The organism is Blastococcus saxobsidens (assembly GCF_002938435.1).
Classification (GTDB): Bacteria; Actinomycetota; Actinomycetes; order Mycobacteriales; family Geodermatophilaceae; genus Blastococcus; species Blastococcus saxobsidens.
This window is the reverse complement of the sequence record NZ_POQT01000010.1, coordinates 98094-113694: the sequence shown is the minus strand read 5'-3', so window position 1 is coordinate 113694 and position 15601 is coordinate 98094. Positions and strand designations below refer to the sequence as shown.

Annotated in this window: 18 protein-coding genes; 5 read left to right on the top strand and 13 right to left on the bottom strand. The window is 75.6% G+C overall.

The window, feature by feature from the left end:
• Positions 1-198: 198 nt before the first annotated feature.
• From C5507_RS08845 to C5507_RS08825, 5 genes are all read right to left on the bottom strand, one after another.
• The gene (locus C5507_RS08845; RefSeq protein WP_242611003.1) at positions 199-1116 is read right to left on the bottom strand and encodes a DMT family transporter; all 918 of its coding nucleotides are present in this window, start codon (positions 1114-1116) and stop codon (positions 199-201) included.
• 105 nt (positions 1117-1221) lie between these two features.
• Positions 1222-1983, bottom strand: a complete 762-nt coding sequence (locus C5507_RS08840) for an SDR family oxidoreductase (protein WP_104528158.1) — start codon at positions 1981-1983, stop codon at positions 1222-1224.
• 159 nt (positions 1984-2142) lie between these two features.
• On the bottom strand, positions 2143-2901 hold the full coding sequence (locus C5507_RS08835; protein WP_104528157.1) for an SDR family NAD(P)-dependent oxidoreductase: 759 nt from the start codon (positions 2899-2901) through the stop codon (positions 2143-2145).
• 55 nt (positions 2902-2956) lie between these two features.
• On the bottom strand, positions 2957-3724 hold the full coding sequence (locus C5507_RS08830) for a DUF5995 family protein (protein ID WP_104528156.1): 768 nt from the start codon (positions 3722-3724) through the stop codon (positions 2957-2959).
• 32 nt (positions 3725-3756) lie between these two features.
• Positions 3757-5703 (bottom strand): helix-turn-helix domain-containing protein, encoded by a 1947-nt coding sequence (locus tag C5507_RS08825; RefSeq protein WP_242611002.1) that lies wholly within the window; start codon positions 5701-5703, stop codon positions 3757-3759.
• A gap of 261 nt (positions 5704-5964) precedes the next feature.
• Here C5507_RS08825 and C5507_RS08820 point away from each other — a divergent pair, with 261 nt between their 5' ends.
• On the top strand, positions 5965-6972 hold the full coding sequence (locus C5507_RS08820; protein ID WP_104528154.1) for an oxamate carbamoyltransferase subunit AllH family protein: 1008 nt from the start codon (positions 5965-5967) through the stop codon (positions 6970-6972).
• Positions 6973-6984: 12 nt separating this feature from the next.
• Here the strand turns inward: C5507_RS08820 and C5507_RS08815 are convergent, their stop codons facing one another.
• The 8 genes from C5507_RS08815 to rpe form a co-directional block, all read right to left on the bottom strand.
• Entirely contained in the window at positions 6985-7461 is a 477-nt protein-coding gene (locus C5507_RS08815; protein WP_104528153.1) for an SSI family serine proteinase inhibitor, read from the bottom strand.
• A gap of 50 nt (positions 7462-7511) precedes the next feature.
• Positions 7512-8378 (bottom strand): ATP phosphoribosyltransferase, encoded by an 867-nt coding sequence (hisG, locus tag C5507_RS08810; RefSeq protein ID WP_104528152.1) that lies wholly within the window; start codon positions 8376-8378, stop codon positions 7512-7514.
• Between the two features lie 88 nt (positions 8379-8466).
• Positions 8467-8730, bottom strand: a complete 264-nt coding sequence (locus C5507_RS08805) for a phosphoribosyl-ATP diphosphatase (protein ID WP_104528151.1) — start codon at positions 8728-8730, stop codon at positions 8467-8469.
• Entirely contained in the window at positions 8727-9254 is a 528-nt protein-coding gene (gene ribH / locus C5507_RS08800; protein WP_104528150.1) for a 6,7-dimethyl-8-ribityllumazine synthase, read from the bottom strand. Before ribH ends, C5507_RS08805 begins: the two co-directional genes overlap by 4 nt.
• Positions 9251-10567, bottom strand: a complete 1317-nt coding sequence (locus C5507_RS08795) for a bifunctional 3,4-dihydroxy-2-butanone-4-phosphate synthase/GTP cyclohydrolase II (RefSeq protein ID WP_104528149.1) — start codon at positions 10565-10567, stop codon at positions 9251-9253. The genes ribH and C5507_RS08795 overlap by 4 nt, the downstream gene beginning before the upstream one ends.
• Positions 10564-11187, bottom strand: coding sequence for a riboflavin synthase (locus C5507_RS08790; protein ID WP_104528148.1), 624 nt, complete (start codon positions 11185-11187; stop codon positions 10564-10566). The genes C5507_RS08795 and C5507_RS08790 overlap by 4 nt, the downstream gene beginning before the upstream one ends.
• Position 11188: 1 nt before the next feature.
• Entirely contained in the window at positions 11189-12265 is a 1077-nt protein-coding gene (gene ribD, locus C5507_RS08785; protein WP_207225685.1) for a bifunctional diaminohydroxyphosphoribosylaminopyrimidine deaminase/5-amino-6-(5-phosphoribosylamino)uracil reductase RibD, read from the bottom strand.
• Positions 12262-12933 (bottom strand): ribulose-phosphate 3-epimerase, encoded by a 672-nt coding sequence (gene rpe, locus C5507_RS08780; protein WP_242611001.1) that lies wholly within the window; start codon positions 12931-12933, stop codon positions 12262-12264. The genes ribD and rpe overlap by 4 nt, the downstream gene beginning before the upstream one ends.
• 127 nt (positions 12934-13060) lie before the next feature.
• Between rpe and C5507_RS22195 the strand changes: the two genes are divergently transcribed.
• The 4 genes from C5507_RS22195 to C5507_RS08765 all read left to right on the top strand — a co-directional run bounded on the left by C5507_RS22195 (position 13061) and on the right by C5507_RS08765 (position 15600).
• Positions 13061-13219 carry a hypothetical protein gene (locus C5507_RS22195; RefSeq protein WP_158657549.1) on the top strand — a complete coding sequence of 53 codons (159 nt, stop codon included), beginning with the start codon at positions 13061-13063 and terminating at the stop codon, positions 13217-13219.
• Between the two features lie 185 nt (positions 13220-13404).
• Entirely contained in the window at positions 13405-13614 is a 210-nt protein-coding gene (locus C5507_RS08775) for a hypothetical protein (RefSeq protein WP_104528147.1), read from the top strand.
• A gap of 51 nt (positions 13615-13665) precedes the next feature.
• Positions 13666-14001 carry a hypothetical protein gene (locus tag C5507_RS08770; protein WP_104528146.1) on the top strand — a complete coding sequence of 112 codons (336 nt, stop codon included), beginning with the start codon at positions 13666-13668 and terminating at the stop codon, positions 13999-14001.
• Between the two features lie 9 nt (positions 14002-14010).
• The gene (locus C5507_RS08765) at positions 14011-15600 is read left to right on the top strand and encodes an HNH endonuclease signature motif containing protein (protein WP_104528145.1); all 1590 of its coding nucleotides are present in this window, start codon (positions 14011-14013) and stop codon (positions 15598-15600) included.
• The last annotated feature ends 1 nt before the right edge of the window (position 15601 follow it).

Genomic DNA, 15601 nt, shown 5'->3' with positions numbered 1-15601 from the left:
AGGAGGAGGCGCGCCGCGCCGAGCAGGCCCGGGCCCGCGATGCCGCGCTGGAGGCCGCCACCCGCCGGTCCGCGGCCGGGCCGGCGTCCGCGGAGCCGGACGACATCGACCCCGAGGACCCCTGGGCCCCGACGTCCCGGCGCTGAGCGCGGCGAAGGACCGCCTCCGCGAGCCGGGCGACGGCCCCCCCGCCGGCCCTCAGGCCGTGGTCACCGCCACGGCCGGGCGCGCGGGCCGCCGACTCCGCGTCCGGGACACCGCCACGCCCAGGAGGCAGACCGCACCGCCGACGACGGCCAGCGCCGGCGGGGCCTCGTCCAGCAGCAGCCAGCCGAAGCCGATCACCAGCGGCGGCACCAGGTAGGTGGTGACCCCGAGGCGGCCGGCGTCCATCCGCCGCAGGGCGTAGGCCCAGGTGCTGAAGGCCAGCGCCGTGGGCACGACCCCGAGGTACACGACACCGGCGAGGGAGGTCGCGGGCGCACGCCCGAGCTCGGTCACCAGGGCCCCGGCCCAGGGCAGGCAGCAGACGGCACCGATGGCGCAGGCCGTGAAGGTGACCTGCAGCCCCGGGAGCCGGCCCAGCAGCGGCTTCTGCGCCACGACCCCGACGGCGTAGGTGAGCGCGGCCACCAGGCACAGCAGCACGCCCACCAGGTCGGCGTCCGCGCCCCGGGTGGCCAGGCCGATGAGCAGCACACCGGCGAAGGCGACCGTGACGCCGAGCACCAGCCGGCGCGGGAAGCCCTCCCCCAGCCACAGACCGGCGAACAGCGCGATGAGGATCGGCCCGAGGTTGACCAGCATGGCCGTGGTGCCGGCGTCGAGGTGCTGCTCGGCTGCGTTGAGCGCCACGTTGTAGACGGCGAACCAGCCCACCCCGCACACCGCGAGCAGCCGCCAGTCGCGCGCCGCGGGGCGCACCCAGCCGCGCCGGGTCACCAGCAGGCCGAGGACCAGGGTGCCGACGAGGAGGCGGGCGAGCGCCAGCGGACCCGGCGAGAGGTCCTCGCCGACCGCGCGGATGCCGATGAACGCCGACGCCCAGGCGAGGACGGTGACGGTGACCGCCATCAGGGTGCGGGCGTCGAGGGCGGCGGGCCGGGGCGTGCTCACGACCGGACCATAGGCGGCGCCCCCGACGGGGACCGGCGGCTTTCGGACACGGCGTCCGGAGTTGGCCGTCCACCGCCGGAGACTGGCAGGGACGACGCGGTCGGCTCAGCCCGGGGACGGGCTCCCGGCCAGGTACTCCGCCCAGGTGCGCCGTCCCCGCCCGCCACGGGCGGGCAGTGCGGCGCCGTCGCGCAGGGCCGCGCCCAGCCGGCCCGGGAACGGCGTGGAGAGGACCCGCGCCGTCGGTGCGCGCACCGCCGCCCACGCGCGGGCGAGGTCCCCGACCGAGTGCTCCTCGGGCCCGCCGAACTCCACCACGCCGCCGTCCGGCTCGGCCGAGGCGGTCGCGGCCAGGTGGGCGGCGGCGTCGTCGACGTCCACCGGCTGGACCCGCCAGCCCATCGGGACCGGCAGCAGCGGGCCGCGGCGGGCGGTCCCGAGGAGTTCGTCGGCGAACTCGTGGAACTGGGTGATGCGCACCAGGGTGATGGGGAGCCGCGAGGCGAGCAGCACCTGCTCGGCGGCGTACTTGGCCCGGTAGTAGCTCAGCGGCACCCGGTCGATCCCGACGATCGACACGTAGACCAGGTGCCGGAGGCGGTCGCGGTCCACAGCCTCGACCAGCCGACGGGTGCCCGCGACGTCCACCTCCCACGGGTTCCCGCGCGGATCGCTGGCGGCGTGCACGACCACCTCGGCCCCGGCCAGCGCGTGCCCGAGGTCGCGGCCGGTGACGAGGTCGCCCCGGACGCCACCCGGGCCGGTCCCGCGGCGCGACATCTGCCGGACCCGGTGCCCGGCGTCCTGCAGGTGCGGCACGAGACGGCGGCCGAGCCGGCCGGTGGCTCCGGTGACGAGTACATCCACGGTCGGCAGTCTGCCGCGCCCCGCCGTCCACCGACAGGGGGCGCTCCGGGACCATGCCCCGCACGGGCGTGCGCGGGGTCCTCGTCGACCGGCGGGGAATGGTCGCCGCGAGCACCGACCAGGAGCCGTGGGTGCCGGTCGCCCCGGCTTTCCGCGGGGTCAGCGCTCCTGGCCGGTGGGCCGCACGAGCACCTCGTTGACCGCCACGTGGGCGGGCTGCGAGACCACGTAGACGACGGCGCGGGCGATGTCGTCGGCCTCCAGCGCCCGCATGCCGGCGTGCATCCGCTCCGAGGCAACCTTGGCCTCGGGCTGGGTGATGTGGCTGGTCAGCTCGGTCGTGACCGCGCCCGGCTCGACCAGGCTCACCCGCACGCCGCGGCCGGTCACCTCCTGCCGCAGGGACTCGCTGAAGGCGTTCACCGCCCACTTGCTGGCGTTGTAGACCCCTGCGCCCTTGCGGGCGGTGCGCCCGGCGACGCTGGACATGTTGACGATGTCGCCGGACCCCTGCTCGACCATGCCGTCGAGCGCCGCGTGGGTCATGTACATGAGTCCCAGCACGTTGGTGTCCATCATCCGGCGCCAGTCCCCGGGGTCCGCGCCGGCGATCGTCCCCAGCAGCATGACCCCGGCGTTGTTCACCAGGACGTCGAGCCCGCCGAGCTCCGCGCGGGTCCGCCGGACGGCGTCGGCGCAGGCCTGCTCGTCGGTGACGTCGAGCTCCAGCGGCAGCACCCTGGCGCCGCCCTCGCGGAGCCGGCCGGCCAGCGACTCGAGCCGGTCGGTGCGCCGGGCGCCGATGGCGACGGACGCCCCTGCGCCGGCGAGGGCGAGCGCCGTCGCCTCCCCGATGCCCGACGACGCGCCGGTCACGAGGGCGACCCTGTCGACGAGGGGCTGTGCTGCCTTGGTCATGCGGCTCTCCTCCCGCGCCGCGACGTGCGGCGCTCCGGCGTCAGCCTTCCCGGGCTCAGGCCGGACCGCTCCCCGGGGCGGTCGCGCGGGTCAACGAGACGCCGAACCCGTGCACGGCCAGCCGCAGGAGGACCGGGCCGGGACGGAGCAGGTCCCCGATGCGCGCGGTGCTCGCCGCCTCCAGCTCCGCCAGGCCCGCGGCGTACACACCGGGCCCGCGGAGCCGGGCGGCCTGCAGCACACCGGTGTTCGCCCAGACCCTGCGCCGGGACTCCCGGAGGAAGGTGACGGCGGCCAGCCGGTTGGCCGGCGTGAGCAGCCGGTCCAGCCGGGTGCGGCTGCCGCCGGCCCGCCGCAGTTCGGCGTCCTCCGCGCCGACGCGCCGGGCGAGGACGCCGTCGATCCGGCCGTGGTCGCGGTGCCGGCGGTCGAGCACCGCCGGGTCGGTGAAGTGCTCGGGTGGGATGACGGCGAGCAGCGACTGCGGCAGGTCGTAGTTGATGTGCGCGTTCATGCCGAGGAGCACGTGCCCCTCCGGCCGCAGCTCCGGGTCCGCGCCGAACGCCCGGCGCCAGGGGCCGGGCGGGGCGCCGGGATCGGCCCGGTGCGCGGCGAGGGCGTCCAGGTAGCGCTCGGCGAAGTCGACGTCCCAGCGGGTCACCCACCCGGCGTCCTCGAACAGCCCGCGGTCGAGCCCGGCGGCCACGGCCCTGGTCGTGCGCAGGTACGTGCCGAGGAAGAACCGCGCCGGATTCCCGGTGTCCTCCAGCTCGGCGAGCAGATCGGACATCCGGGCCACCAGCGCGGCGACGGGCGAGCTCACCGCAGCGGGTCCCGGTGTCCGTCCGCGGCGGGTCAGAGGAGCGCGTCGAAGCCGTCGTCGGGGCCCAGGCCGAGCCCGGCCTCCAGCGGCGGCCGGTGCGGCTGGTCCAGCCCCCGCATGCGAGCCGCGTGCAGCGCCAGCAGCAGGTTCAGCCGCAGCGTCGGGTCGGTCGTGAACGGCCCGAGCATCCGCTCCAGCTTGCCGATGCGGTAGCGCATCGTGTTGTAGTGGAAGTGCAGCCTCCGAGCCGACTCGGCGACGTTGAGGTTGGTCTCCAGCAGGACGCGGAGCGTCTCGCGCAGGTCCGCCGAGTCGGCGTCGACGGCGTCGGCCAGCGGACCGAGCACCTCGTCGACGTAGGACCGCAGCTCGGAGCTGTCGGGGATGAGGGAGAGCAGCCGGAAGACGCCCAGCTGGTCGAAGTGGGTGACCGATGAGCTGCCGTGGATCTCCTGACCGACGCCCAGCGCCCGCTGCGCCTGGCGGTGCGCCTCGGCCAGCTCCGGCAGCGCCCCGGCAGGGCGCCCGATACCGGTCCCGAGCAGCCGCCCGACGCGGCGCAGCCGGCCGTTCACCCGCGAGGTCACCGCGGACACGAGCGCGGACAGCTCCTCCGGCGTCCGCCCGTCCAGCGGGAGCAGCGTCACGATCTCGGTGGCCAGGCCCGCGACGGCGGCGCCGGCCACCTCGGACTCCAGTGCCGCCCGCCAGCCGTCGGCCAGCCGGTCCAGGACGTCGAGGGCGCGGGTCGGGTCGGCGGTGGCGTCGGCCACGGTCTCGGTGGCGGTGACCAGGACCGCCACCGGGCCGTCCAGCCGCCAGCCGAACGACCGGGTGTAGGCCAGGGTGCGCTCGGTGTGCCCGACCGCGCCGCCGACCAGGCGACGGACCAGGTCCCCCTGGAAACGCAGCTCGACGGAGTGCACGGCCTGCAGCCGGATGACCGACAGCGCCGCGATGACGGCGGCCCGCTCCAGGACGCCACCGGCGCCGAGCATCATCGCGCCGGTCCGGTGCACCGCGACCAGCCAGCCGTGCCGCTGGTCGCCGGCCATGATCGGGGCGACGGCGTACTCACCCACACCGCCGGGCAGCTCGTGGTGCCCGGGGACCAGGAGGATGCCGTCGGCCGGCGAGAGGTCGGCGTCGGCCAGCACGTCGGCCGGGGTGACCACGGTCCGGTCGGCGCGCACGCCGGAGAGCCGGCGGGACGGGGTCAGCTCGGCGAGCGCGTCGTCGGCGGCCGCGTCGAGCAGCCAGAGCCAGTCGCTGATCTCCTCGACGTCCTCGGCGGGACCGGCGCTGGTGACGATGTCGCGGTCGGGGCCCAGGCCCAGCACCGCGGTGCCCTCGAGCATGACGGCCAGGCGATGGGTCACCTCGGCCAGGCCCCCGCCGGTCAGGGCGACCTCGGTGAACTCGTCGTCCATGCGCGAGGACAGCGCCAGCGCCTCGCCCTGCTTGGCCACGACGGTGCCGAGGACGGCGGAGACGATCTCGTCCAGGCGCGCGGTCGAGGGCAGGGCCAGCACCGGGAATCCGCGGCGGTCGGCCTCGGCCAGCAGTTCGCCCGGCAGCGGCGGGGGCCCGTCGGTCCGGCGGTAGGCCAGGGCGGCGGTGCCGACGGAGTCCAGCCGCTCGACCAGCGCCCGGCAGCTCGCCGGGTCGGCGGGCGGGAGGCGGGCGCCCAGGACGACGAGGACGTCGGGTCCGGCCGCGGCCAGGGGCTCGGCGGGGTCGTCGACCACCATGTGGCGGACGACGCGGCTGAGACCGGCCGCTCCGGCGGCGACGGCCGTGCCGGCCAGCGACGGCAGGTCCAGCGCCTCCTCGACGGTGAGACCCATGCGCTGCTGCCAGCTCCTGCGGTCGTCCCGGGCCTCGGCGCGCGGCGACTCGTCGACAGCCCAGTTACGACGGAACGGCAGGGTTCCATTACCGTGCGTAGAGGCCATCAGCGACGCGTCACTCTGGGTCACGAAGCGTCCCCTTTCAGTTCGCGTCCACAGTGCCACACCGCAGGATGATGTCAGGTGTCCCTGGACGCCGAGACCCATTCTTGGCGACTTCCGCCATAAGAAGGCGTGCGACGCGCCGCTTAGGTTCAACCCGATCGACCCGCTCGCTGGATGGTAGGCGTTCCCGCTCAGGCGGTGCCGCCGGTCCTCCCGCGAGGGGCTGGATCCAGCGGTAGGGGGCCGACCCACCGGCCTCCTCCGACCCGTCGGGGAGGGGCCGAGATGCGCGCGATCGACGACACCACAGTCCGGACCGGCACGAGCGATCGGGTCGCGCTGCGCGGCCAGGCGGCCCGCGCCGGTGTGCCCACCATCCCGCTCCCCCGGGAGTCCGCGCGGGCGACCGCGCGCACCGCCCGCCCGGCCAGAGCGGCGACCGCGGTGCCCGCTGCCGCCAGCACCGGCGTCGCCGAGCTGCTCCGCGGCCCGGTCCGCCCCGCCCGCGTGCTCCTCAGCTCACCGACGGCGGTCTACCTGCACGTGACCGGTGAACGCGGCTGCAGCGACGTCGTCGGCATCCTGACCGGCGACGCCCCCCGGCTGCCGCTCGGCTGCATCCTGTTCCGCCCGAGCAACGGCCGCCCGCTCGTCGGGCTGCCCGCGGGCGCCCCCGCGGAGGTGGGTGGCGGACGGGTCGCCGTCGGCGACCTCGCCGTCAGTGCCGCCGCCTGGTGGGACCCGCGCCCCCGGCTGCCCGGGGGGCGCCCGGCCCTGCTCCCCGAGGGCGTCCGCCAGCTCCGCAACACCCTCTACGGCGAGGGCGTGCCGCACAGCGCGTTCACCCTGCCGGGTCTGCCGACCGGCCCTGGCGGGCCGCTGGCGGCGCTGCGCGGCGCCGTCCGCCGGGCCGACCTCGAGGCGGCGCTGCGCACCGCGACCCGGCTCATCGGCGTCGGGCCGGGGCTCACCCCGGCCGGCGACGACGTCATGGCGGGCACGATCGCGGGCCTGGTCCTCCTCGGCCACCCCTCGGCGGAGCGGTTCGCCGCGGGCGTCTGCTCGCTGGCCGCCGGGCGCACCACTGAGCTGTCGGGGGCTCTGCTCCGGCACGCCGCCGCGGGCCGGGTGAGCGCCGAGTACGCGGCCGTGCTGCGCGGGCTGGTCGGTGAGAAGCTGCTCGCGCCGGCCGTCGAGCGGCTCCTGGCGACCGGCCCCGTCACCGGCCGGGCCCTGGCGCTCGGCCTGTGCACGGCGATCGACCTGGTGGAGCGGACGACCCGCCCCCGCTGACCGGAGCCGGCGTCAGCCGAGCGGCTGGACCCCTGTCACCGGGACCGGCAGGACCGGGCCCAGCGAGTCCCACTGGGCGATGCGGCACCCGTCGACCCGGGAGAGCTCGAGGTCGACGGGGCCACCCTGCCAGCGGCCGGTGATCCGCGCGGTCTGCGGGCCGCCGTACTGCTGGATGCACATCGTGTCGGCCGCGATCGGCGCGAACGGGTCGGTCATCCCGGCGAGGTGGTCGCAGGCCGCCTGCGCCTGGGGGTGGGTGCCCTCCACGAAGCCGACGCAGACCAGCGTCCACGACTCGGGCGGGCTGCCGTCCCCACGGTCGACGTCGATGCGCAGGTCGTTCTCCGCCTGGGAGATGCCGGTGCCGCCACCCGGACCGGCCGCGTCCGAGGGCGCCGGGCCGGCACCGCCGTCGGCGGCGGGCGTGCCGCAGGCGCCGAGCACGACCGCCGAGGCGAGCAGCAGGAGCGGCAGCAGACGTCGCATGCCGGTCCGACGAACGGAGCCCGCGAAAAGTTGCCCGCCGGTCACCGGGCTCAGATCCGGGAGGCGTGGATGCTGGTAACCAGGATGGCGCGGGCCCCGAGCTCCCACAGCTCGTCCATGACCCGGTTGGTGTCGGCCTTGGCCACCATGGCGCGGACGGCCGACCAGCCGGGGGTCTGCAGCGGGCTGACCGTCGGCCCCTCGATGCCGGGCGTGATCGCGGTGGCCGCGGGCAGGATCTCGTTCGGGCAGTCGTAGTCGAGCATCACGTACTGCCGGGCCACCAGGACGCCCTTGAGCCGGCGGCGGAGCTGGGCCACCGCCGGGATCTCCTCGGCCCCCTCGCGGCGGACCAGGATGGCCTCGCTGGTGAGCACCGGCTCGCCGATGATGTGCAGGCCCGCGGCGCGCAGCGTCGTCCCGGTCTCCACCACGTCGCAGACCGCGTCGGCGACCCCCAGCCGGCAGGCGGTCTCGACGGCCCCGTCGAGCTTGACGACGTCGGCCTTGATGCCCGACTCGCGCAGGTAGCGCTCGGCCAGCACTGGGTAGGCGGTGGCGACCCGCTTCCCGCCCAGCTGCTCCACCTGCTCGATGCCGGACTCCACGGGCGTGGCGAAGCGGAAGGACGACCGCCCGAAGCCCAGCGGCATGACCTCGACCGCGGCCGGGCCCTCCCCGTCGGCCGGCGCCGTCTCCAGCAGCATGTCGCGGCCGGTGACGCCGACGTCGAGCGTGCCGGCGGCGACGTAGACGGCGATGTCGCGGGGCCGCAGGTAGAAGAACTCGGTGTCGTTCTCCGGGTCGTAGACCGCGAGGTCCTTGGTGCTGCGGCGCTGCCGGTACCCGCTCTCGGCGAGCATTTCCGCGGCGGGCTCGCTCAGGACGCCCTTGTTCGGCACGGCGACGCGCAGCATGGGGGAACTCCTTCAGAAGCGGATGGAACGGCCCTCGCGCAGGGACCCGCGGCGCGCGAAGCGTGTCGTGGGGAGCGCGAGGGTCCTTCTACAGGTGGGTGTAGACGTCGTCGAGGGTCAGCCCGCGGGCGAGCATGAGCACCTGCACGCGGTAGAGGAGCTGGCTGATCTCCTCGGCGGTGCGCTCCTCGCCCTCGTGCTCGGCGGCCATCCAGGACTCGGCCGCCTCCTCGACGACCTTCTTGCCCGCCGCGTGCACACCGTCGCGGACGGCCGCGACGGTGCCGGACGCCGGGTCGCCGTCGGCCACCTTGGCGCTCAGCTCGGCGAAGAGGGAGTCGAAGGTCTTCACGAGCGGGCCTCCTGGCCGGCAGGGGTGGCGGCGAAGCCGGTCGTCCGCTGGGGCGCCCGCAGCTCGCGGAGCACCAGCGCCGTCTGCAGCGCGGCGATCGTGGCCTCCCAGCCCTTGTCCTCTGCTGCGCCGGGCAGGCCGGAGCGGTCCCGGGCCTGCTGCTCGTCGTTCGTGGTGAGGACCCCGTTGCCGATCGGCTTCCCGGCGTCGAGGGCCACCCGGGTGAGCCCGGCGGTCACCGAGTCGCACACGTACTCGAAGTGCGGGGTGCCGCCGCGGACGACCACGCCCAGCGCGACGACGGCGTCGTGCCGCTCGGCGAGCGCCTGCGCGACCACCGGCAGCTCCACGGCTCCCGGCACGCGCACGACCGTCGGCGCGACGACGCCGGACGCCTGCGCCGCGGCGAGCGCCCGGTCCAGCAGCGCGCCGGTGATCTCGGCGTGCCAGGTGGTGGCCACGACGCCCAGCGACAGGCCGGCCGCGTCGACCGGTCGCGCCTCGGGTGCGCCCGCGCCGCTCATGCCGGCTGCTCGTTCTGCCCGAGGGGCACGTCGGTGCCCGGGACGGTCGTGGCACCCGGGGCGTCCGCGGGGCCGGCCTCCGTCTCGGGCTCGATGATGTCGAGCAGGTGCCCCATGCGGTCCCGCTTGGTGCGCAGGTAGCCGAGGTTCTGCTCGGTGACGTGGCTCGGCAGCGGCACCCGGCCGAGCACCCGGAGGCCGTAGCCCTCGAGGCCGGCGCGCTTGGCCGGGTTGTTCGTCAGCAGCCGCATGGTGCGGATGCCGAGGTCGACGAGGATCTGCGCGCCGGTGCCGTAGTCGCGGGCGTCGGCGGGCAGCCCCAGGTCGAGGTTGGCGTCGACGGTGTCGGCGCCCATGTCCTGCAGCTGGTAGGCCTGCAGCTTGTGCAGCAGGCCGATGCCCCGGCCCTCGTGCCCGCGGATGTAGAGGACGACGCCGCGGCCCTCCTGGGCGACGGCGGCGAGCGCCGTCTGCAGCTGGGGACCGCAGTCGCAGCGCAGCGAGCCGAACACGTCGCCGGTGAGGCACTCGGAGTGCACGCGGACGAGGACGTCGTCGCCGTTCCCGATGTCGCCGTAGACGAAGGCCACGTGCTCGCGCTCGTCGTAGGAGCTGCGGTAGCCGACCGCGGTGAAGGTGCCCGGCGCCAGCGGGACGATCGCCTCGGCGACCCGCTCGACCAGCTTGTCGAACCGCTTGCGGTAGGCGATCAGGTCGGCGATCGAGATCAGGCACAGGTCGTGCTCGTCGGCGAAGACGCGCAGCTCCCCGCTGCGCGCCATGCCGGTCGGGTCCTTCTCGCTGACGATCTCGCAGAGCACGCCCGAGGGGCGCAGGCCGGCCAGCAGCGCCAGGTCGACGGCGGCCTCGGTGTGCCCGGGCCGGCGCAGCACGCCGCCGTCCCGCGCCCGCAGCGGCACCACGTGCCCGGGCCGGGCCAGGTCCGCCGACGTCGTCGCGGCGGCGGCGAGGGTCCGGATGGTGTGCGCCCGGTCCGAGGCGGAGATGCCGGTCGTGACGCCCTCGCGGGCATCCACCGTGACGGTGTAGGCCGTGCCGAGGCGGTCCTGGTTCACCCGGTGCATCGGCGGGAGGTCCAGGCGGTCGGCGTCGGCCTCGCTCACGGCCACGCAGATGTAGCCCGAGGTGTACCGGACCATGAACGCGACCAGCTCCGGGGTGGCGAGCTCGGAGGCGAAGATCAGGTCGCCCTCGTTCTCGCGGTCCTCGTCGTCGATGACGACGACGGGCTTGCCGCTCTTGATGGCGGCCAGGGCGGATTCGATGGAATCCAGCCGGACGGGTCCGCTCATGCGCGGGCCTCCAGCAGACGCTCCACGTACTTGGCGATCACGTCGACCTCCAGGTTGACGGGCTCCCCCGTGGCGCGCGCACCGAGCGTGGTCTCGCGGAGGGTGGTGGGGATGAGGCTGACCTCGAACCAGGGCTCGGGGTCGGCCAGGGGGCTGACGGCGCTCACGGTGAGCGAGACGCCGTCGACGGCGATGGAGCCCTTCTCGACGACGTAGCGGCCGAGCCCGGCCGGCAGTCCGATCCGGACGACCTCCCAGTGCTCGGCCGGGGTGCGGGACACGATCCGGCCCACGCCGTCGACGTGCCCCTGCATGAGGTGGCCGCCCAGCCGCGTCTGCGGGCTGACGGCGCGCTCGAGGTTGACCGGTGCGCCGTCGACGACGGCGCCGAGGCTGCTGCGGCGCAGGGTCTCGGCCATCACGTCGGTGGTCCAGACGCCGGTGCCGTCGGCCCCGTGCTGCACACCGGTGACCGTGAGGCAGACGCCGTTGACGGCGATCGAGTCGCCCAGCGAGACGTCGGTCAGGACGGTGCGGGCGCGGATGCGAAGGACGGCGGAGTCGCCCTGGTCCTCCCGTGCGGCCAGGGTGCCCACCTCTTCGACGATGCCGGTGAACACCTCAGCTCCCTCCGTCCGTGCCGTCCCCGCCGGTGCGGGTGCCCCCACCAGTGTGCCGGGTGGGGTGCAGCCGGATCTGCACGTCCCCGCCCAGGGGGGTGAGACCGGCGACCGAGAAGGACAGCGCCGAGCCGATGCCGCTGATTCCCAGGTCACCCACCAGGGAGGGACCGGCACCCAGGAGCTTCGGCGCGAGGTGGACGACGGCCTCGTCGACGAGCCCGTCGCGGAGGAAGGCGGCGGCCAGGGTGGGGCCGCCCTCGAGCAGCACCCGGCGGACGTCGCGGGCGAACAGCTCGGCCAGGAGCTCCGCCGGCGTCGAGGCACGGCTGACGTAAGTGGGCGCGGCGCCGTCCAGCACCCGGGCGGTGGCGGGCAGCCGGTCGCGGCGGTCGACGACGACCCGCAGCGGTTGCCGGGCGGCGTCCCGGCCGTCGGCGTCGCGGACGGTGAGCTGCGGGTCGTCGGCGAGCGCGGTGCCCGAGCCGACGACGACGGCGTCGCACCCGGCCCGGATGCGGTGCACCTCGGCGCGCGCCTCGGGGCCGGTGATCCAGCGGCTGCTGCCGTCGGCCGCCGCGACCCGCCCGTCCAGGGTCGCGGCCACCTTCCAGACGACGTAGGGGCGCTGCTCGCGGACGCCGGTCAGCCACCCGGCCAGGGCCCCGCGCTCGGCCGCCTCCTGCTCGACGCCCACGACGACGTCGACCCCGGCGGCCCGCAGCCGCTCCGCTCCCCCGCCGGCGAGCTCCGTCGGCTCGGGGACGGCGACGACGACCCGCGCGATCCCGGCCGCCAGCAGGGCGTCGGCGCACGGGCCCGTGCGACCGGTGTGCGCGCACGGCTCGAGGGTGACCACCGCGGTGCCGCCGCGTGCGCGGTCGCCGGCCTGCGTCAGGGCGCGGACCTCGGCGTGCGGTCCTCCGGGCGGCTGGGTGGCCCCCTCGCCGACGACCGTCCCGTCGGCGGCGAGGACCACGGCGCCCACGGCCGGGTTCGGGCTGGTGGTGCCCAGCACCGTCCCCCCGAGCTCGCGGGCCCGGGCCATCGCGCGCAGCTCGGCGTCGCTGACGGTCACCCGCGCATCGCCGCAGCGGCCTGCGCGCGCAGGGCCGCGATGGCCTTGCCGGGGTCGTCGGCGCCGTAGACGGCGGAGCCGGCGACGAACATGTCCACCCCGGCCTCGGCCGCCTGCTCGATGGTGTCGGCGTTGATGCCGCCGTCGATCTCGACGAGCAGGGTGAGCTCACCGCTGTCGACGAGCCGGCGGGCCTCCCGCACCTTGGGGAGCACGTCGGCGATGAAGGACTGGCCGCCGAAGCCGGGCTCCACGCTCATGACCAGCAAGGTGTCGAAGTCGCGCAGGACGTCGAGATGGTCCTCCAGCGGGGTGCCGGGCTTGACGGCCAGGCCGGCGAGCGCTCCGGCGGCCCGGATGTCGCGGGCGACGGCCCGGGCGTCGCGGCAGGCCTCGGCGTGCACCGTGACGTTGCGGGCGCCGGCCTCGGCGTACCCGGGCGCCCAGCGCTCGGGGTCGGTGATCATCAGGTGGCAGTCCAGCGGCACCGGGCTCACCCGCTGGATGGCCTCGACGACCGGCAGGCCGAGGGTGAGGTTCGGGACGAAGTGCGCGTCCATGACGTCGACGTGCAGCCAGTCGGCGTCGGCGACCCGGGCCACCTCGTCGGCGAGGCGCGCGAAGTCCGCGGCCAGCAGGCTCGGAGCGATCATCGGTTCCCGGGACACGTCCGCCGAGTCTAGGTGCGGCCTTCTCGTGGGCCCGCCCACTCCCGCGACCGCCGCCTGCTGCGCGAACGGGTGAAGCGGTTGTCCGTGGTCCACCGACGAGGTCGTGCATCCCCGACCTGCCCTCGTGAGCGACCCCGGCGCGCCCGACCAGCCGGAACTGATCGCGGACGACGCGACGGCGGCGGTCCGTGTCCAGGCCCGGCATGAGCTGCGCCACCTGGCCATGACGTCAGCACCGTTCATCGTCGGCTTCGCGCTCCTGCGCCTGGAACCGGCGCAGTGATCCCCGGGGGCGTGGGAAACCACGGTGGCGATAAGTCTGACCTTGGCGCTTGCAGCCTGGGCGCTCCTGGGTACCGAGCCCGGCCGCCGGCTGCAGAGCCGGCGCCTGCTGGCCGAGTACGCGGTGCGGCGGCACGCCGACCGGGACTGGGGCGTCGGCAGGCAGCCGACCGTCGCGCGGCGGACATGGCCCGGATGCGGGTCCTCGGTCCGCTGTTCCTGCTCGTCCTGTTCGCTCCGCACGTGGCGTTCGTGTCCTGGCAGGACCTGGCCACGACCCTGCCGGGCGCCGCGTTCGCGTTCGTCGCAGCGCTGTTGTTCCTCGCGGGGTGTCTTCGCCAGGCCCGCGCCGGACGCCGCTGGCTCGCTGACCCTCCCGGCCCGCCACGCGACTGACGGGCGCGCGGCCCCACATGTCTCCTGTGGCGACCGGGGTAGGGCCTGATCATGGCTTCCGACGCCCTTCCGCCCTACGACGGTTTCGACCGGATGGCGATCGCCGGCACCTGGCGCACCGGTCGCGCGGGAAAGACCGCCACCCACACCAACCCCCACACCGGCGAGACGTCGACCGAGATCCCGCTCGCCACCGCCGACGAGCTCAACGAGGCCTACGCCCGGGCCACGGAGGTCCAGCGCAAGGACGAGGTCGTGCGCTGGCACATCGAGGAGAGCGGGGCCGCCGCCCCCGCCGCCACTTCCGGGTACGCGGTCACCCTGCGTCCGATGAGCTCCGGCGGACGACCTGGTCGGAGCGCCGGAACTGTCGTACCCCCTGCATAGCCTGCGGGTATGTCGTCGGGTGGCGGGTTCGCGGTCGGGGTGACCGTGGTGCCGGTGGACCCGGTGCCCTCGCCGTGGGAGCTGGTCGATCCGGATCCGGCTCCCCGGTCGGGTGAGCCGTTGAGCGCGTGGTTGCCGGCCGGCCGCAGTGCTGGGGAGGCCGCGGCGCTGCTGGGGCAGATCGTGGTGGCCGAGGCCCAGCTGGCGGCGTTGCGGGTGGAGCTGGCGATGGACCTGGCCGCCGCCCGCCCGGCTCCGATTGGTGCGCTGCCGGGCGGTGAGCGTGCCGGGCACACCGGCCCGCGCGATGCCAGTGAGTTCGTGCCCGATGAGTTGGCGGCGGTGCAGAACTGCAGCCGGGCGGCGGCGGTCACCCTGCTGGAGCACGCGGAGATCCTCACCACCGTGCTCACCGGGGTGTTCGAGCAGCTGCGGCTGGGGCGGCTGGACTGGCCCCGTGCCCGGGCCATGGCCGCAGAGGTCGCCGCCACCGGGCGGGAGACCGATCCGGGCGTGATCGCCGGGATGGAGGCCGCGGTGCTGCCCGGCGCCGGGGAGCTGGGGGTGGGCAAGCTGCGGGAAGCGGTGCGCGCCGAGCTCATCGCCCGGGATGCCACGGCCGCCGACCGGCGACGGGAGTCCCGCCGCCGCGCAGCGGACGTCACTGTGCGCCCGGTCGGGGACGGGATGAGCGAGTTGCGCGCCCTCATGCCCCATCCCGAGGCCCGCGCCTGCCGGGACACCGTGGACCGGCACGCCCGTGCGGCGAAGGAGGCCGGTGACGACCGGCCGATCGGCATGCTGCGGGCCGGGGCTGCGGCTGATCTGATGCTGCGCCCCTGGCAGGACCAGCCGCCGGTCACCGCGCAGCTGACCGTGGTGGCCCCGCTGACGGCGCTCACTCCCACCGGATTCATGGCCGCCGGTGGCCCGCGGCCGGCCGCGTTCACCCCGCCCGGCACCGCTACCCCGCCCGGCACGGCTTCCCCGGTGGGTGAGGTCGATGGTGAGCCGATCACCGCCGCCCACCTGCGCGAGCTGCTCACCCAGCTGGACGCGCTGTGCCCCGGCGGGCTGCAGGCCCCGACGGGCGGCAGCCTGGAGATCGCGATCACCGACCGCACCGGCGCGCTGCTGGCCTTGACCGACCGCGGCGAGGTCGCACGGCTGGCCCGCCGCGGCTGCCCCGAGCATCCCGAGGCAGCCTGCGCCTGCCCGGTGCTGACCGCACCCGGCGCGGTCGACCGCTACCGCCCCTCGGCAGCCCAGCAACGGTTCCTGCGGGTGCGGGACCGCACCTGCCGGCATCCCGGCTGCACCGTGCGCGCCGGCTGGGCCGATCTGGACCACGTCGTCCCGCACGCCGCCGGCGGGGAGACCTCCTGCGACAACCTCTGCTGCCTATGCCGGCGCCACCACCGGCTCAAGACCCACGCCGAGGGCTGGGTCCACACGTTGAGCGACGAGGGGGTGCTGACCGTCATCACCCCCTCCGGGGTGACCCGCACCAGCCGACCACCCTGCTACCGCGTGCTCACCGAACCACCGCACCCACCACCATCGCTACCCGACCCGGACGACGATCCACCGCCGTTCTGAG

What these genes read in the sequence shown, in the direction of transcription:
- C5507_RS08765 (WP_104528145.1), top strand. Translation starts at nt 14,011, where the DNA reads ATGTCGTCGGGTGGCGGGTTCGCGGTCGGGGTGACCGTGGTGCCGGTG.
- ribH (WP_104528150.1), bottom strand. Translation starts at nt 9,254, where the DNA reads ATGAGCGGCGCGGGCGCACCCGAGGCGCGACCGGTCGACGCGGCCGGC.
- C5507_RS08770 (WP_104528146.1), top strand. Translation starts at nt 13,666, where the DNA reads ATGGCTTCCGACGCCCTTCCGCCCTACGACGGTTTCGACCGGATGGCG.
- C5507_RS08775 (WP_104528147.1), top strand. Translation starts at nt 13,405, where the DNA reads ATGGCCCGGATGCGGGTCCTCGGTCCGCTGTTCCTGCTCGTCCTGTTC.
- C5507_RS08795 (WP_104528149.1), bottom strand. Translation starts at nt 10,567, where the DNA reads ATGAGCGGACCCGTCCGGCTGGATTCCATCGAATCCGCCCTGGCCGCC.
- C5507_RS08815 (WP_104528153.1), bottom strand. Translation starts at nt 7,461, where the DNA reads ATGCGACGTCTGCTGCCGCTCCTGCTGCTCGCCTCGGCGGTCGTGCTC.
- hisG (WP_104528152.1), bottom strand. Translation starts at nt 8,378, where the DNA reads ATGCTGCGCGTCGCCGTGCCGAACAAGGGCGTCCTGAGCGAGCCCGCC.
- C5507_RS08820 (WP_104528154.1), top strand. Translation starts at nt 5,965, where the DNA reads ATGCGCGCGATCGACGACACCACAGTCCGGACCGGCACGAGCGATCGG.
- C5507_RS08835 (WP_104528157.1), bottom strand. Translation starts at nt 2,901, where the DNA reads ATGACCAAGGCAGCACAGCCCCTCGTCGACAGGGTCGCCCTCGTGACC.